This is a genomic window from Pseudomonas sp. WS 5079 (assembly GCF_012985465.1).
GTDB lineage: Bacteria > Pseudomonadota > Gammaproteobacteria > Pseudomonadales > Pseudomonadaceae > Aquipseudomonas.
Window position 1 is genome coordinate 292,386 of sequence record NZ_JAAQWN010000003.1, and the last position, 17,313, is coordinate 309,698.

Annotated in this window: 14 protein-coding genes; 13 read left to right on the forward strand and 1 reads right to left on the reverse strand. The window is 61.5% G+C overall.

The window, feature by feature from the left end; all coding sequences use genetic code 11:
- Positions 1-101 precede the first annotated feature (101 nt).
- From rpmE to HBO05_RS10090, 3 genes are all read left to right on the forward strand, one after another.
- Positions 102-332: a 50S ribosomal protein L31 gene (rpmE, locus tag HBO05_RS10080; RefSeq protein ID WP_029296053.1), complete on the forward strand. Its 231-nt coding sequence runs from the start codon at positions 102-104 to the stop codon at positions 330-332.
- 14 nt (positions 333-346) lie between these two features.
- Positions 347-1,153, forward strand: a complete 807-nt coding sequence (locus tag HBO05_RS10085) for a thermonuclease family protein (protein ID WP_172312520.1) — start codon at positions 347-349, stop codon at positions 1,151-1,153.
- 183 nt (positions 1,154-1,336) lie between these two features.
- The gene (locus tag HBO05_RS10090; protein ID WP_057958076.1) at positions 1,337-2,605 is read left to right on the forward strand and encodes a malic enzyme-like NAD(P)-binding protein; all 1,269 of its coding nucleotides are present in this window, start codon (positions 1,337-1,339) and stop codon (positions 2,603-2,605) included.
- Between the two features lie 128 nt (positions 2,606-2,733).
- Here the strand turns inward: HBO05_RS10090 and HBO05_RS10095 are convergent, their stop codons facing one another.
- Positions 2,734-5,178: a penicillin-binding protein 1A gene (locus tag HBO05_RS10095; protein WP_172312522.1), complete on the reverse strand. Its 2,445-nt coding sequence runs from the start codon at positions 5,176-5,178 to the stop codon at positions 2,734-2,736.
- 48 nt (positions 5,179-5,226) lie between these two features.
- Between HBO05_RS10095 and HBO05_RS10100 the strand changes: the two genes are divergently transcribed.
- From HBO05_RS10100 to gltB, 10 genes are all read left to right on the forward strand, one after another.
- The gene (locus HBO05_RS10100; RefSeq protein ID WP_169952392.1) at positions 5,227-5,370 is read left to right on the forward strand and encodes a hypothetical protein; all 144 of its coding nucleotides are present in this window, start codon (positions 5,227-5,229) and stop codon (positions 5,368-5,370) included.
- Positions 5,371-5,395: 25 nt separating this feature from the next.
- Positions 5,396-6,049, forward strand: coding sequence for a type IV pilus assembly protein PilM (gene pilM / locus HBO05_RS10105; protein WP_170042387.1), 654 nt, complete (start codon positions 5,396-5,398; stop codon positions 6,047-6,049).
- Positions 6,049-6,600 carry a PilN domain-containing protein gene (locus HBO05_RS10110; RefSeq protein ID WP_169952387.1) on the forward strand — a complete coding sequence of 184 codons (552 nt, stop codon included), beginning with the start codon at positions 6,049-6,051 and terminating at the stop codon, positions 6,598-6,600. The genes pilM and HBO05_RS10110 overlap by 1 nt, the downstream gene beginning before the upstream one ends.
- On the forward strand, positions 6,597-7,217 hold the full coding sequence (gene pilO / locus HBO05_RS10115; protein ID WP_172312524.1) for a type 4a pilus biogenesis protein PilO: 621 nt from the start codon (positions 6,597-6,599) through the stop codon (positions 7,215-7,217). The genes HBO05_RS10110 and pilO overlap by 4 nt, the downstream gene beginning before the upstream one ends.
- A complete protein-coding gene (locus HBO05_RS10120) occupies positions 7,214-7,729 on the forward strand; it encodes a pilus assembly protein PilP (protein ID WP_172312526.1) in 516 nt (171 codons plus the stop codon). The genes pilO and HBO05_RS10120 overlap by 4 nt, the downstream gene beginning before the upstream one ends.
- 69 nt (positions 7,730-7,798) lie before the next feature.
- Complete coding sequence (locus HBO05_RS10125) at positions 7,799-9,130, forward strand: type IV pilus secretin PilQ family protein (RefSeq protein ID WP_170042560.1); 1,332 nt, start codon at positions 7,799-7,801, stop codon at positions 9,128-9,130.
- A 4-nt stretch (positions 9,131-9,134) separates the two neighbouring features.
- Positions 9,135-9,653 carry a shikimate kinase AroK gene (gene aroK / locus HBO05_RS10130; protein ID WP_169952380.1) on the forward strand — a complete coding sequence of 173 codons (519 nt, stop codon included), beginning with the start codon at positions 9,135-9,137 and terminating at the stop codon, positions 9,651-9,653.
- Between the two features lie 147 nt (positions 9,654-9,800).
- Complete coding sequence (gene aroB, locus HBO05_RS10135; RefSeq protein ID WP_057958082.1) at positions 9,801-10,901, forward strand: 3-dehydroquinate synthase; 1,101 nt, start codon at positions 9,801-9,803, stop codon at positions 10,899-10,901.
- Positions 10,902-10,911: 10 nt separating this feature from the next.
- Positions 10,912-12,486, forward strand: a complete 1,575-nt coding sequence (locus HBO05_RS10140; RefSeq protein WP_169952376.1) for an AAA family ATPase — start codon at positions 10,912-10,914, stop codon at positions 12,484-12,486.
- A gap of 349 nt (positions 12,487-12,835) precedes the next feature.
- Positions 12,836-17,281 carry a glutamate synthase large subunit gene (gltB, locus tag HBO05_RS10145; protein WP_172312528.1) on the forward strand — a complete coding sequence of 1,482 codons (4,446 nt, stop codon included), beginning with the start codon at positions 12,836-12,838 and terminating at the stop codon, positions 17,279-17,281.
- The last annotated feature ends 32 nt before the right edge of the window (positions 17,282-17,313 follow it).

Consider the following 17,313-nt stretch of genomic DNA (forward strand, 5'->3'; position numbering starts at 1 on the left):
CGCTTGCGTGATTAAAAAGCTCTGGTAGAATCCGCGGCCTAATTACGTGCGGTATTCGACAATAGTGTCGAGTGGCGGCACGCTAGCCTGAGGAAGACACCATGAAAGCCGATATCCATCCAGCGTACGAAACCATCCAAGTTACTTGCAGCTGCGGCAACAAGTTCGAAACTCGTTCGAACCTGTGCAAGCCACTGGGTACTGACGTATGCAACGAGTGCCACCCGTTCTACACCGGTAAGCAGAAGACTCTGGATACTGGCGGCCGTGTACAGCGCTTCGCCGACCGTTTCGGTGCTTTCGGCAAGAAAGCTCCAGCTGCTGCAGAGTAAGGTTCGAAAGCCTGATGGGCTTTTACCTGCTTATGAAGAAGGCGTCCCTTGTGGGCGCCTTTTTTGTGCCCGCGATTTGGCTATCGGCCGCCCAGGCCGAGGTGTTTTGCCCAGCGCCGGCCTCGGTCAGCGCCGTCGAGGTGCAGCGCGTGGTGGATGGCGACACCGTCCGTCTCAAGGACGGGCGCAGTGTGCGCATGATCGGCGTCAACGCCCCTGAGACCGGCAAGAAAGGCCGCCCGGACGAGTCATTCGCCGTGGCCGCGCGCCAACGCCTGCAAGGGCTGGTGGATGCCAGTGGTGGCCGGGTCGGCTTGGTGTCGGGTCGCGAGGGCAAGGACCGTTATGGGCGAACCCTGGCGCACCTTTATGGGGCCAACGGTGCGAATCTGGAGGCGCAACTGCTCGCCGAGGGCCTCGGGTTCATGGTGGCGGTGGCGCCCAATGTCGATCTGGTCGCCTGCCAGCAAGCCGCCGAGCGCAGTGCGCGGGCGGCCAGGTTGGGCCTGTGGCGCCAGTCGCCTGTGCAGAAAGCCGGGCAAATCCAGCAGTCGGGCTTCGCCGTGGTCAGCGGGCGCGTGAGCAAGGTCGAACGCAATCGCGGCGGGATCTGGATCGAATTGCAGGACTCACTGGTATTACGGGTTGCACCCAATCTGGTCGGGCAATTTGATAACGCCCTGCTCAAGCGCCTGCAAGGCCAGGAGGTCGAGGCTCGTGGCTGGGTGCTGGACCGTTCCCGACGCGGTGGCCTGAAAAGTGGCCAGGCACGCTGGCTGCTCCCCTTGACCGATCCCGGCATGCTGCAATTGGCACAATAAGAAAAAATTGTAGACATTTTTTCAGTCGATTGTGAACAGTTGTAGGCCTTGTATCCCGTGGCTCTTGGCCGAAAGTCGTAGGGCAGGGCCCTTGACACCGGTGACTGCCCAGTCTTGTAGGGACTTTGCGACACGAGTATCCTCGGCGGTCCGTCGTCCAACAGTAAAAAGCGGAATGCCGATATGTCTGATTTGAAAACTGCCGCTCTCGAATATCATGCCCATCCTCGTCCAGGAAAGCTGAGTGTCGAGCTCACCAAAGCCACTGCTACCGCACGCGACCTGTCGCTGGCGTACAGCCCCGGTGTAGCCGAGCCCGTGCGTGAAATCGCCCGCGATCCTGAACTGGCCTACAAATACACCGGCAAGGGCAATCTGGTTGCAGTGATTTCTGATGGCACCGCGATTCTCGGCCTGGGTAACCTCGGCCCATTGGCTTCCAAGCCAGTGATGGAAGGCAAGGGCGTGCTGTTCAAGCGCTTTGCCGGCATCGACGTATTCGACATCGAAGTCGACTCCGAAAGCCCGCAAGCCTTCATCGACACCGTCAAGCGCATCTCCATCACCTTCGGTGGCATCAACCTGGAAGACATCAAGGCACCTGAGTGCTTCGAGATCGAAAAGGCCCTGATCGAACAGTGCGACATCCCGGTATTCCACGATGACCAGCACGGCACCGCGATCGTTACTGCGGCCGGCATGATCAACGCCCTGGAAATCGCTGGCAAAACCCTGTCCGACGCGAAAATCGTCTGCCTGGGCGCCGGTGCCGCGGCCATCTCGTGCATGAAGCTGATCGTGAGCATGGGTGCCCGGCTTGAAAACATCTACATGGTCGACAGCAAGGGTGTGATCCAGTCCGAGCGTACCGACCTGAACCAGTACAAGGCGATGTTTGCCCACCCGTCCTCCAAGCGCACGCTGGCTGACGCACTTGACGGTGCTGACGTGTTCGTCGGCCTGTCCGGCCCGAACCTGCTGAGCGCCGAAGGCCTGAAGTCCATGGCGGCCAACCCGATCGTGTTCGCCTGCTCGAACCCTGATCCGGAAATTGCCCCGGAACTGGCGCACGCCACCCGTAACGACGTGATCATGGCCACTGGCCGTTCGGACTACCCGAACCAGGTCAACAACGTACTGGGCTTCCCGTTCATCTTCCGTGGCGCCCTGGACGTTCGCGCCAAGCGCATCAACGAAGAGATGAAAGTAGCTGCCGCCAACGCCCTGCGTGAACTGGCCAAGCTGCCGGTACCTCAGGACGTATGCGACGCCTACGGTGGCGCCAAGCTGGAATTTGGCCGTGAGTACATCATTCCCAAGCCAATGGACAAACGCCTGATCACCGTGATCTCCGATGCCGTGGCCAAGGCCGCCATCGAGACAGGTGTGGCCACCCTGCCGTATCCGAAGAACTACCCGCTGCAAAGCGTGGATGATGTGTTCAACGGCTAAGCCGTTGTAGCGCACCAACAAAAAGCCCCGGCTCTTGCGAGTCGGGGCTTTTTTGTGGCTGTGCAAAACGGTGGGAGGGTACACCGTCAAAATGTGGGGGCGGGCTGCCACAATTGGATCTGTGTTTGTCAGAACAGATCGATTGGCGCCGACTCATCCGCTGGCAGCGGGCTGCCCGGTGCCACGCCATTGCCCAGTTCATTCATCGACGGCGGCGTGTCTTCGCTCTTGAACAGTTCAAAGTACGCATTCGGCGTGCCCGGTGCTGCAGCGCGGCCGCTGATCGGGTCGATGCGCAGGCTGAGGATGCCTTCCGGCTCGGCCTGGGTGTGAGCCGGCTTGTCCTTGAGGGCGGCGCCCATGTAACTCATCCAGATCGGCAAGGCGACGGTGCCGCCGTATTCGCGGCGACCGAGGCTTTCTGGCTGGTCGTAACCTGTCCAGACGGTGGTGATGTAATCGGCGTTGTAGCCGGAGAACCACGCATCCTTGGATTCGTTGGTGGTACCGGTCTTGCCTGCCAGGTCCGTGCGGCCCAGGGCCAGGGCGCGACGGCCGGTGCCGCGCTTGATCACGTCCTGCAGCATGCTGGTAAGAATGTAGGTGGTCCGCCCATCAACCACGCGCTCTGCCACCGCCGGTGCCTGCGGGGCAGAAGCGGCATCGGTAGGTGCCGTGCCAGGCGCAGGCTCGATGGTGATGCCACCATTGGCGGGCGCGGCCAGGCCATCGCTGGCGGCAACGCCGTTGGGCACGCTCGGCGGGTTGGCGACAAACAGCGTGTCGCCGTTGCGGCTTTCGATCTTGTCGATCAGGTACGGCGTGACCTTGTAGCCGCCGTTGGCGAATACGCTCCAGCCGGTGGCGATCTCCATTGGCGTGAGGGTCGCGGTGCCCAGGGCCAGGGACAGGTTGGGCGGCAGGTCCTGCTTGTTGAAGCCGAAGCGGGTCATGTAGTCGATGGTCTTGCCCACGCCCATCGCTTGCAGCAGGCGGATCGATACCAGGTTGCGCGACTTGTACAGCGCCTCGCGCACGCGGATCGGGCCGAGGAAAGTGTTGGTGTCGTTCTTCGGGCGCCAGACCTTGTCCAGGTACTCGTCGACAAACACGATAGGCGCGTCGTTGACCAGGCTGGCGGCGGTGTAGCCGTTATCCAGCGCGGCACTGTAGACAAATGGCTTGAAACTGGAGCCCGGCTGGCGCTTGGCCTGGGTGGCGCGGTTGTAGTTGCTCTGCTCGAAGGCGAAGCCCCCGACCAGGGCGCGGATTGCACCGTTCTGCGGGTCCAGGGAGACCAGTGCGCCCTGGGCGACCGGGACTTGGCTGAATTTCAGGCTGTCGTCCTTCTGGCGCTGCACGCGGATCAGGTCACCGACCTGGGCCACATCAGATGGCTGCTTGGGCATCGGCCCCATGCTGTTGGTGTTCAGGAAGGGGCGCGCCCACTTCATGCTGTCCCACGCCACATGTTCTTCGCCGCTGCGGGTCAGGACCTGCACGCCATCCTTTTTTACCTGGGTGACGATGGCTGGATCCAGGCCGCTGATGGAGCGCTGCTTGCCCAGTTCGACGGTCCAGGCGCTCAGGGTCTTGCCCGGCAGGCGCGATTCCGGTCCACGGTAGCCGTGGCGCTGGTCATAGGTGATCAGGCCTTCATGCACCGCGTGGTTGGCGATTTCCTGCAAGTTGCTCGGAATGGTCGTGGTAACGCGGAAACCTTCGGTGTAGGCATCGCTGCCATAGCGGCCAACCATTTCGGCGCGGGCCATCTCGGCGATGTACGGTGCGCTGACTTCTGGCGTCGGCACGTGGTAGCTGGCGTTCAGCGGCTCGGCCACCGCCGTCTCATAGGCGTTCTGGTCGATCTTGCCCAGCTTGTACATGCGCCCCAGGATCCAGTCGCGACGCTCCTTGCTGCGGGCCGGGTTGGCCAGCGGGTTGAAGCGCGACGGGGCCTTGGGTAGGCCGGCAATCATGGCCATTTGTGCCAGGCTGGCGTCGCGAATCGACTTGCCGTAGTACACCTGGGACGCCGCCTCGATCCCATAGGCGCGGTTGCCCAGGTAGATCTTGTTGACGTACAGCTCAAGGATTTCATCCTTGGTCAGTTGGCGTTCGATCTGCAGCGCCAGGAGGATTTCCGTGGCCTTGCGCGAGAAGCTGCGCTCGCTGGTGAGGAAGAAGTTCTTCGCCACCTGCATGGTGATGGTGCTGCCGCCCGATTGAATGTGTCCGCTTTTTACCAGCTGCGTGGCTGCGCGCACCAGGCTGCTGGGGTCCACGCCATAGTGGTTGGCAAAATTATCGTCTTCAGCCGACAGCAGGGCATTGATGAAATTGGGTGGAATGTCGGCGAAACGGATCGGGGTGCGGCGCATTTCGCCGAACTCCGCGATCAGTTTTTCATCGCTGCTGTAGACCCGCAAAGGAATCTGCAACTGGATACTTCTCAGGGCCTCTACCGAGGGCAATCCCGGACTAAGGTAGAGATAGGCGCCGCTGAACACGAGCAGCAGCCCGCAAACGATAGCGACGAAGGAGTACCCGAAAAACTTCAGCAGACGAATCAAGGCTTTTGGATTTCCAGAGAAAAGAATGAGTTAGGTGTCGGGATAGGCATGACTAAAGATGTATCGACCCGACCTGCAGATAAAAAGCGGGAAAAAACGCTGGGCATTAAAGCATTTTTCGCCTCGGAGCGTCATGGGCGCCGCTCAACCGAGCCGACCGAATGCATCAAACCCGGAACTGACCAGCCCTGAGACAGGCAAAGCTTTAGGGAGTTTTATGAAAAAGGGATTTTTCAGGCGAAAAGCCGATACCGTACTGGGCGTGGACATCCAGGACAGCAACGTGAAGATATTGGAGCTGGCCCGCGCCGGCGATGGCTATGCGGTGCGCGCGTATGCGAGCCAGCCTCTGCCTGGCCATGCGGTGCTCGACAGTAATATCGTTGATCTGGAGGTTGTCGCGCAGACCCTTTCCAAGGCATTGTTCCGGGCCCGGACCCAGGTCACCCATGCGGCAGTTGCCGTGGCGGGGCCATCGGTGATCAGCCGGGTGGTGGCGCTGGAGGCGGGGCTTGAGGCCGACGAGATGGAGCAGCGCCTGCGCTGTGAAGCCGACCAGTACATTCCTTATCCGTTAGATGAGGTTGCAATTGATTTTCAGGTCCAGGGCCCATCGGGTCGTGAACCCGGTTATGTTGATGTGCTGCTTGTGGCGTGCCTCAAGGAGCAGGTGGAGGCGCGCGAAGCAGTGTTGGCCCTGGCCGGCCTGGTTGCGCGAGTGGTGGATGTAGAGGCGTTTGCCCTGGCGCGGATGACCGACCAGGTGGTTGCCCGGATAGCGCCGGGGAGTGGGATCAATAGTGCACAATGGGCTGCCGATGCCCAGGGATTGCGGGTCGCCTGCGGTTTGGCCCTCAGGAGTTTCGATTGATGACAAGAATCAACCTTTTACCCTGGCGTGAAGAACGCGCTGAGCGCCGTCGCAAGTTCTTCCTGATTTTCCTGTTGGTGATCACCACTATTGCATTGGCCGCCGTATGGCTGGCCGACCGGGTCATTGACCGGGCGATTGATCGACAAGTGGCCCGCAACAACCACTTGAGCAAGCAAGTCACGGTGTTGGATTCGCGCATCAAGACCATCGACGAGCTGCGCGAACAGCGCCAGCAACTGATGGAGCGGATGAAGGTGGTCGAAGATCTCCAGGGTCATCGTGCATCGGGCCAGGAATTGTTCGAGCAGTTGGCCCGCGCGATGCCCGATGGTATCCAACTGAGCGAGGTCAGCGTCAGCGGCACATCGGTGCAAGTCACCGGCACGGCGGTGTCCAACGATGATGTCGCGCGGTTGATGCGTAGCCTTGAGGCTTCCAACAGCCTGCGGGCGCCCAATCTGCGTCATGTCCGGGCCGAGGAGGGCGCCGCCGGCAGTGCCTTCCAGTTGATGGTGGACCATGGGGAGCACCAGGAGACGCAGCGGTGAGCCTTGTGTCCAGCCCGTCAGGGCTGGCACTCCTGCAACTGTCCACGCTGTACCGCAACATCGCCCACTGGCCCTTGGCTGGCAGGATTCTGCTGGGCGCGGTACTCGCCTTGCTAGTGCTGGCGGCGGGGGATGCTGTCTACCTGGGCGGTGCCCGTGAGGTCTTGCAGCGCCAGGAGGCGGGAGAAATAACGCTGCGCCAGCAGTTTGCTGCCAAAGCCCGGCAAGCCGCCGAGCATGAGGGCGTGGTACGTGAGCTTGAAACCCTGCGCACTGCCTTTGCCGAACAGTTGCGCCAATTGCCGACACTCACGCAAATGCCCGGCCTACTGGAAGACTTCGCCCGGCTGGGTCAGGTCAGTGGGGTGCTGGTCGAGCAGCTCAGTGTGCTGGACGAGCAGGTGCAACCGGTGTTCGTCGAGCGGCCGATGCAGCTCAAGCTGGTGGGCACCTATCACGACCTGCTGGCCTTCATCAGTGGCGTGGCCGGGTTGCCGCAGATCGTGACCCTGCATGACTTTGTCATTCGTCCTGTGGATTCCCAGGCTGGCGCATTGCTGAGCCTGACGATGCTCGCCAAGACCTACCGGTACGGCAACCAGGGAGCATTTCCATGAGCCGCTTCAAGGTTGCGGGCCTGGGCCTGGTCTTGCTTGCTGGATGCGACAGTGATCCGCAATTGCAGGCGCTGAACGACGAATTGCAAGCGATTCGCCAGCAGGCAGTGCCGCTGGCTGACGAAACGCCTGCAACACTGCCGGGACTACGCTTTGTCTCCAGCCCGACTCCCTTGCGTGACCCTTTCCAGCCGCCGGACCAACCCGCCAGCCGTCCCACCGGCAAGCCCGGGCCTGCCCCGGACCTAGACCGCCCCCGGCAGTTTCTCGAAGGATTTGCCGTGGACCAGTTCCAGATGGTCGGCACCTTGTCCCTGGGCGCGCAGACATTTGCCCTGCTGCGCGGCGCGTCAGGGGTTCATCGCCTGGCGGTGGGGGATTACCTGGGTGCCGATCATGGGCGCGTCGTGAGGATCCATGAAGGTCAGTTGGAGCTGGTCGAACTTTTCCCCGATGGCGAGGGCGCTTGGCTTGAGCGCCCGCGCACCTTGGTGTTGAACGTGAACTCATAACGGAAGCAAAAAATGAAAAGGATTATTTCGTCCTTCGGTGTGGCGCTATGGATAGCGTTCACGGCACCGATGACTGAGGCTGTGCCCAATCGGATCGACCTGATTCACCTGCCACCACCCGGTGCTTCGCCCCAGGGTAGCGGGCGTGGCCCGTTTAGCGGCGACAAGCTTTCCCTCAACTTCCAGGACATCGAGGTCCGCGCAGTACTGCAGCAAATTGCTGACGTGGCCGGGCTTAACCTGGTGGCCGGTGATGATGTGCACGGCTCGATTACCCTGCGCCTCAAGGACGTGCCGTGGGATCAGGCCCTGGACCTGGTGCTGCAAGCCAAGGGCCTCGACAAGCGTGTGACGGCCAATGTGCTGCTGGTGGCGCCGGCCGAAGAACTGGCCGCCCGCGAGCTGCTGGCCCTGGAATCGCGCAAATTGATGACCGAGCTGGCGCCCCTGCGCCGGGAGCTGCTGCAAGTCAATTACGCCAAGGCGTCTGAGCTGGCCAAGCTGTTCCAGTCGGTAAGCGGGCCTGAGGGGGTGGCCGATGAGCGTGGCTCGGTGACGGTAGACGATCGCACCAACAACATCATTGCCTACCAGACGGGAGAGCGTCTGGAGGAGCTGCGGCGCATCGTCAATCAATTGGATATCCCGGTGCGCCAGGTGATGATCGAGGCGCGGATAGTCGAAGCCAATGTCGATTATGACAAAAGTGTGGGGGTGCGCTGGGGCGGGTTGCTGCGCAATAAAGGTAACTGGAGTGGTGGCGGGGTGGATAAAAGCCCGACAGGGGATGGCGAGTCTCCCGATAGCTCGCCCTTCGTGGACTTGGGCGTCGTCAATGCAAGCTCCGGCCTTGGCATCGCGTTTATCACCGATAACGTGCTGCTGGACCTGGAGCTCACCGCCATGGAGAAGGGCGGCAATGGCGAGGTGATTTCCCAGCCCAAGGTGGTCACGTCCAACAAGGAAACCGCACGGATTCTCAAGGGTACCGAGATTCCTTACCAGGAAGCTACGTCCGAGGGGGCGACCTCGGTCTCGTTCAAGGAAGCCTCGCTTTCTTTGGAGGTGACGCCGCAAATCACTCCGGACGACCAGGTAATCATGGAGGTTCGGGTGACCAAGGATGAACCGGACTACCTGAACAAACTCAACGATGTGCCGCCGATCAAGAAGAACGAGGTCAACGCCAAGGTGCTGGTCAGGGACGGCGAGACCATCGTCCTTGGCGGGGTTTTCTCCAAAAACCAGAGCAAGGTGGTAGATAAAGTGCCATTTTTGGGCGATGTGCCGTATCTTGGCCGCCTTTTCCGGCGTGATGTCGTTGCCCAAAGAAAATCCGAGCTGCTGGTATTCCTGACTCCGCGTATTATGAATAACCAGGCGATTGCTGTGAGTCGTTGATTCTGTGCGAAATTTGATTCTTGTAGGGCCGATGGGGGCTGGAAAAAGCACCATCGGCCGTTTGCTGGCCAAAGAGCTGCGCCTGCCATTCAAAGACTCCGATAAGGAAATTGAATTGCGCACGGGCGCCAATATCCCGTGGATCTTCGATAAGGAAGGCGAACTGGGCTTTCGTGACCGCGAACAGGCGATGATTGCCGAGTTGTGCGGCTGCGATGGCGTGGTATTGGCCACCGGCGGCGGTGCAGTGATGCGCGAGGAAAACCGACGGGCGCTGCGGGATGGCGGTCGGGTGGTCTATTTGCATGCGTCGGTCGAGCAGCAGGTAGGGCGCACCGCACGTGATCGCAACCGGCCATTGTTGCGTACCGCCAACCCCGAGAAAACCCTGCGGGACTTGCTGACCCTGCGCGATCCGCTTTATCGGGAAATCGCCGATCTGGTGGTGGAAACCGATGAACGGCCACCGCGCATGGTCGTAATCGACATTCTCGAGCGCTTGCAGCAGTTGCCACCCCGTTAAAGCCAGGGCCGAAATGCGCTATCCTCGGCAGCGCGTTGCAACCGTCCGAGGTGTGGCGTAGAGCCATCAGGCAGCGTCCGATCTCGACGGTGCCGACAACGTTAATACAGGGCAGGACGCCTGCTTCCATCTTCAGCGCGGGGACACATGCAGACACTTAAGGTCGATCTTGGCGAGCGTAGCTACCCGATCCATATTGGCGAAGGCTTGTTGGACCAGCCCGAGTTGCTCGCGCCGCATATTGCCGGGCGACAAGTGGCAATCATCTCCAACGAGACCGTCGCGCCGCTCTACCTTGAGCGTCTGAGTCGCAGCCTTGCGGCGTATTCGGTGATCTCGGTGATTCTTCCCGACGGCGAAGCCTTCAAGAACTGGGAAACCCTGCAATTGATCTTTGACGGGCTGCTCACCGCGCGCCATGACCGGCGTACCACGGTGGTGGCCCTTGGCGGCGGCGTGATCGGCGACATGGCCGGTTTTGCCGCGGCCTGTTACCAGCGTGGCGTGGACTTTATCCAGGTGCCGACCACCCTGCTGTCCCAGGTCGATTCGTCGGTGGGCGGCAAGACCGGGATCAACCATCCCCTGGGCAAGAACATGGTCGGCGCGTTCTACCAGCCCAATGCCGTGCTGATCGACACCGCCACCCTCAATACCCTGCCGCCCCGCGAGCTGTCGGCGGGCCTGGCGGAAGTCATCAAGTACGGGTTGATCTGCGATGAGCCGTTCCTGACCTGGCTTGAAGAGCACGTCGATGCCTTGCGCAACCTGGACCAGGTGGCGCTGACCGAGGCTATCTCCCGCTCCTGTGCGGCCAAGGCGCTGGTAGTCAATGCCGACGAGCGTGAGTCTGGCGTGCGCGCCACCCTGAACCTGGGCCACACCTTCGGCCATGCGATTGAAACCCACATGGGCTATGGTGTCTGGCTGCATGGTGAGGCCGTGGCGGCTGGCACAGTGATGGCGTTGGAGATGTCGCAACGCCTGGGCTGGATCAGTGTCCAAGAGCGTGATCGTGGTATCCGCCTGTTCCAGCGCGCCGGGTTGCCGGTCATTCCTCCCGAGGAGATGACTGAAGCCGATTTCCTTGAACATATGGCGATAGACAAGAAAGTGATCGATGGTCGTTTGCGTCTGGTGCTGTTGCGCCGAATGGGCGAAGCGGTAGTGACCGACGATTATCCGAAAGAGATTCTACAGGCCACGCTGGGAGCGGATTACCGCGCCCTGGCCCAGCTGAAAGGTTAACCAGATCCCGATGACTAGTTTGCATGCCGACGAGGCTTTCCTCGGCCATTACCAGTTGAGCCATGACCCTTTTGCGCCACGGGTCCCCGGTTTCAAGTTTTTCCCTGCACAGCGCAAGCCGGTGCTGGGGCAGTTGCACCACCTGGCTCGCTACAGCCAGTTGCTGTTGGTGGTCACTGGCCCCTTGGGCAGCGGCAAGACCCTGCTGCGCCAGGCCCTGGTGGCCAGCACCAACAAGCAATCGGTGCAAAGCGTGGTGGTTTCCGCCCGTGGCGCCGGCGACGCGGCAGGCGTGTTGCGCCAGGTTGCCCAGGCGCTGGACGTGGCCAATGCCGAGCCGACTGCAATTCTCAAGCAAGTAGTGCAACTGGGCCTGACCGGCCAGGAAGTCTACCTGCTGGTGGACGATGCCGAGCAGCTCGACGAGTCCGCCCTGGAAGCGTTGCTCGCCCTGGCGGCGGGTACGCCGGAAGGGCGCCCCCATGTCTTCCTGTTCGGTGAGGCGTCGCTGATTGCCGACCTGGAGCAGCTCAGTGGCGAGCAAGAGCTGTTTCACGTCATCGAATTGCAGCCCTACGAAGAAGAAGAAACCCGCGAGTACCTGGCCCAGCGCCTTGAAGGTGCCGGCCAGGGCATCGAACTTTTCTCTGCCCAGCAGATCTCTGATATTCACGAAAGCTCCGACGGCTGGCCTGGCACCATCAACCAGGTGGCCCGGGATGCGATGATCGAAGCAATGATTGCCAGCCGCTCTGCGGTTAAGCGTCCAAAGATGGGGTTCACCATGCCGAAGAAACACGTACTGGCGATTTCTGCTGTTGTCGTGGTTGCCGTTGCCGCCGCCTGGCTGATTCCCGGCCGTAGCAAGGCCCCGACTGCTCCAGGTGCACCGACCGAGCAGGCGCAGCTGCCACTGGGCAAGCCCACTACCAATGGCGCACCAGCCGTTGAGTTTGCCGGCTCTGGCCAGCCTACCAACCTGCCGATGGTCGGCCAGCCGGTCATGCGTGGCCCGTTGGCAGAAGAGGCCGGTGCCATTTCCGAAGGCGACGACGGCGTGCCGGTAGAAGGCTCCAGCGCCACGCCACCGACCGTCACCACCGTGGCTCCGCCGCCTGGTGCAACAGCCAGCCCGGCCCCGGTGCCTGCGGCCAAGCCGACGCCTGCGCCGACCCAGGTTGCCACCGCCAAGCCAACCCCGGCACCCGTGGTCAAGCCGACGCCAGCCCCGGCGGCCAAGCCTGCACCCGTCGCCAAGCCTGCTGAAAAACCGGTGACCGTGGCCAAGGCCGCTGCCGGCAGCGGCTGGTACGGCAGCCAACCGGCGAAGAACTACGTGGTGCAGATCCTCGGCACCAGCTCCGAAGCCAACGCCCAGGCGTTCGTCAAAGAGCAGGGCGGCGAGTACCGTTATTTCAAGAAAGTGCTCAACGGCAAGCCTCTCTACGTGATCACCTACGGCAGTTTCCCGAGCCGCGCGGCAGCCGATTCCGCGATCAAGGCCTTGCCAGCGAAGGTTCAGGCTGGTAAACCTTGGCCTCGCACTGTTGCCAGCGTTCAACAAGAACTCGCAACAACTCGCTGAAGTCCGGCGACCTTACCCAGGTCGCCCTCCCAGCACCTCAAAAAAAACAACAAAGCGTGCAGCCCTGAAGGCCGCGCGCTTTGTGGTGTCTGCCTCACAGTAGCTTTTGAGTAGTAGCAGTCAGAATTAAAAAAGTTTTGACTAGCACAGCATATCGCTTTAAACCTTTCATAAATGCGACATAGATTTGCGACAGTTCGTCGCCAAATTTGTGGGCGTCTGTGTCGGTGTGTACAATGACCTCCCTTTTGCCCCCGCTAAGCCGGCGTACGTTCGGCGTGGAAGGTAACCGGTTGAATTGAAAAGAAATTTGCCTCGAAGTAAGAGGCAGCCTGGTGAGAAAGTGTCTATGAAAGCAGGTCTGTACCAACCCGATGAATTCAAGGATAACTGTGGTTTCGGCCTGATAGCCCATATGCAGGGCGAACCCAGTCATACCCTTCTGCAAACGGCCATCGAGGCCCTGACCTGCATGACCCACCGCGGTGGGATCAACGCCGACGGCAAGACCGGTGACGGTTGTGGCTTGCTGATTCAAAAGCCCGACCTGTTCCTGCGCGCTGTCGCCAAGGAAACCTTCGGCGCCGATTTGCCCAAGCAATACGCGGTGGGCATGGTGTTCTTCAATCAGGACCCGGTCAAAGCCCAGGCCGCTCGCGAGAACATGAACCGCGAGATCCTCGCCGCCGGCCTGCAACTCGTCGGCTGGCGCAAAGTGCCGATCGACACCAGCGTGCTCGGCCGCCTGGCCCATGAGCGCCTGCCGCAGATCGAACAAGTGTTTATCGCAGGCGACGGCCTGAGCGACCAGGACATGGCGATCAAGCTGTTCACCTCGCGTCGCCGCTCGTCCGTGGCCAACGCCCTGGACACCGACCACTACATCTGCAGCTTTTCCCACAAGACCATCATTTATAAAGGCCTGATGATGCCGGCGGATTTGACCGCCTTCTATCCAGACCTGAGCGATGAGCGCCTGCAAACCGCGATCTGCGTGTTCCACCAGCGCTTCTCCACCAACACCCTGCCGAAATGGCCGCTGGCCCAGCCATTCCGCTTCCTCGCCCACAACGGCGAGATCAACACCATCACCGGCAACCGCAACTGGGCCGTGGCCCGTCGCACCAAGTTCGCCAACGACCTGATGGACCTCGAAGAGCTCGGCCCGCTGGTCAACCGCGTGGGTTCCGACTCCTCGAGCATGGACAACATGCTCGAACTGATGGTCACCGGCGGCATCGACCTGTTCCGTGGCGTGCGCATGATCATTCCGCCAGCGTGGCAGAACGTCGAGACCATGGACCCCGATCTGCGGGCGTTCTATGAGTACAACTCGATGCACATGGAACCGTGGGACGGCCCGGCCGGCGTAGTCATGACCGATGGTCGCTACGCGGTGTGCCTGCTCGACCGTAACGGCCTGCGCCCGGCGCGTTGGGTGACCACCACCAACGGCTTCATCACCCTGGCGTCTGAAGTCGGCGTGTGGAACTACCAGCCGCAGGACGTGATTGCCAAAGGCCGCGTCGGCCCTGGCCAGATCCTTGCCGTGGACACCGAAACCGGGCAGATCCTCGACACCGATGCCATCGACAACCGCTTGAAGTCGCGTCACCCGTACAAGCAATGGCTGCGCAAGAACGCCCTGCGCATCCAGGCGACCATGGAAGACAACGACCACGGTTCGGCTTTCTATGACGTCGACCAGCTCAAGCAGTACATGAAGATGTACCAGGTCACGTTCGAGGAGCGCGACCAGGTGCTGCGCCCACTCGGCGAGCAAGGCTACGAGGCCGTCGGCTCCATGGGCGATGACACGCCGATGGCCGTGCTGTCCCAGCGCGTGCGCACGCCGTACGACTATTTCCGCCAGCAGTTCGCCCAGGTGACCAACCCACCGATCGACCCGCTGCGTGAAGCCATCGTCATGTCCCTGGAAGTGTGCCTCGGTGCCGAGCGCAACATCTTCCAGGAATCGCCAGAGCACGCTTCGCGCGTGATCCTCAGCTCGCCGGTGATTTCGCCGGCCAAGTGGCGCTCGTTGATGACCCTGGAGCGTCCAGGCTTCGAGCGGCAGATCATCGACCTGAACTACGACGAGAGCCTCGGCCTGGAAGCTGCTGTGCGCAACGTCGCCGATCAGGCTGAAGAAGCCGTGCGTGCCGGTCGTACCCAGATCGTGCTGACCGACCGCCATATCGCCCCGGGCAAGCTGCCGATCCACGCTTCGCTGGCCACCGGCGCGGTCCACCACCGCCTGACCGAAAAAGGCCTGCGCTGCGACTCCAACATCCTCGTCGAAACCGCCACCGCCCGCGACCCGCACCACTTTGCGGTGCTGATCGGCTTTGGCGCCTCGGCGGTGTATCCGTTCCTGGCCTACGAAGTGCTGGGCGACCTGATCCGCACCGGCGAAGTGCTGGGCGACCTGTACGAAGTGTTCAAGAACTACCGCAAAGGCATCACCAAGGGCCTGTTGAAGATCCTGTCGAAGATGGGCATCTCCACCGTCACCTCGTACCGTGGTGCGCAGTTGTTCGAGGCTATCGGCCTGTCGGAAGAAGTCTGCGAGCTGAGCTTCCGTGGTGTGCCAAGCCGCATCAAGGGCGCGCGTTTCGTCGATATCGAAGCCGAACAGAAAGCCCTGGCTTTGGAGGCCTGGAGCGCGCGCAAGCCGATCCAGCAAGGTGGCCTGCTCAAGTTCGTGCACGGTGGCGAATACCACGCCTACAACCCGGATGTGGTCAGCACCCTGCAAGCCGCTGTGCAGCAGGGCGACTACGCCAAGTTCAAGGAATACACCGCGCTGGTGGATAACCGCCCGGTGTCGATGATCCGCGACCTGTTCCAGGTGAAAACCCTGGACACGCCGTTGGCTATCAGCGAAATCGAACCGCTGGAGTCGATCCTCAAACGCTTCGACTCCGCCGGTATCTCCCTGGGCGCCTTGTCGCCCGAGGCCCACGAAGCTCTGGCCGAAGCCATGAACCGCCTGGGTGCGCGTTCCAACTCCGGCGAAGGCGGCGAAGATCCGGCGCGCTACGGCACCATCAAAAGCTCGAAAATCAAGCAGGTGGCCACTGGCCGTTTCGGCGTAACCCCGGAATACCTGGTCAACGCCGAAGTACTGCAGATCAAAGTCGCCCAGGGCGCCAAGCCCGGTGAAGGCGGCCAGTTGCCAGGCGGCAAGGTCAACGGACTGATCGCCAAGCTGCGTTATGCCGTGCCGGGCGTGACCCTGATCTCGCCACCGCCGCACCACGACATCTACTCGATTGAAGACTTGTCGCAGCTGATTTTCGACCTCAAGCAAGTCAACCCGCAGGCCCTGGTCTCGGTGAAACTGGTCGCGGAAGCCGGCGTCGGCACCATCGCCGCTGGCGTGGCCAAGGCCTATGCCGACCTGATCACCATCTCCGGCTACGACGGCGGCACCGGCGCTTCGCCGCTGACCTCGATCAAGTACGCCGGCGCACCGTGGGAGCTGGGCCTGGCCGAGACCCACCAGACCCTGCGCGGCAACGACTTGCGCGGCAAGGTCCGGGTGCAGACCGACGGCGGCCTGAAAACCGGCCTCGACGTGATCAAGGCCGCGATCCTCGGCGCCGAAAGCTTCGGCTTCGGCACCGCGCCGATGATTGCCCTGGGCTGCAAATACCTGCGCATCTGCCACCTGAACAACTGCGCCACCGGCGTGGCCACGCAGAACGAGAAGCTGCGCAAGGATCACTACATCGGCACCGTCGACATGGTGGTGAACTTCTTCACCTACGTCGCCGAAGAAACCCGTGAATGGCTGACCAAGCTGGGCGTGCGCTCCCTGCAAGAGCTGATCGGGCGTACCGATTTGCTGGACATCCTCCAGGGCCAGACCGCCAAGCAGCACCATCTGGACCTGACGCCGCTGTTGGGCAGCGATCACATCCCGGCAGACAAGCCACAATTCTGCCAGGTCGACCGCAACCCACCGTTCGACAAGGGCCTGTTGGCCGAGAAAATGGTCGACATGGCCGGCTCCTCGATCAACGACGCCAGCGGTGGCGAATTCACCCTGGATATCTGCAACTGCGACCGCTCCATCGGCGCGCGGATCTCCGGCGAAATCGCGCGCAAGCACGGCAACCAGGGCATGGCCAAGGCGCCGATCACCTTCCGCTTCAAGGGCACCGCGGGCCAGAGCTTTGGCGTGTGGAACGCCGGCGGCCTGCACATGTACCTTGAAGGCGACGCCAACGACTACGTGGGCAAGGGCATGACCGGCGGCAAGCTGGTGATCGTCCCGCCCGTGGGTAGCATCTACAAGACCCAGGACAGTGCCATCATCGGCAACACCTGCTTGTACGGCGCCACCGGTGGCAAGCTGTTCGCCGCAGGGACCGCCGGTGAGCGTTTCGCCGTGCGTAACTCCGGTGCCCACACCGTGGTCGAAGGCACTGGCGATCACTGCTGCGAGTACATGACCGGTGGTTTTGTCTGCGTGTTGGGCAAGACCGGTTACAACTTTGGTTCGGGCATGACTGGCGGTTTCGCCTACGTGCTGGACCAGGACAACACCTTCGTCGACAAGGTCAACCACGAGTTGGTCGAGATCCAGCGGATCAGCGGCGAAGCCATGGAGTCCTACCGGAACCACTTGCAGCACGTGCTGGACGAGTACGTCGAGGAAACCGGCAGCGAATGGGGCCGTAACCTCGCCGAGAATCTCGATGATTACCTGCGTCGTTTCTGGCTGGTCAAGCCCAAGGCTGCCAACTTGAAATCGTTGCTTTCCAGCATCCGTGCCAACCCGCAGTGATATGCGCCTGAAGAGTTTGATGAGGTTTTAAC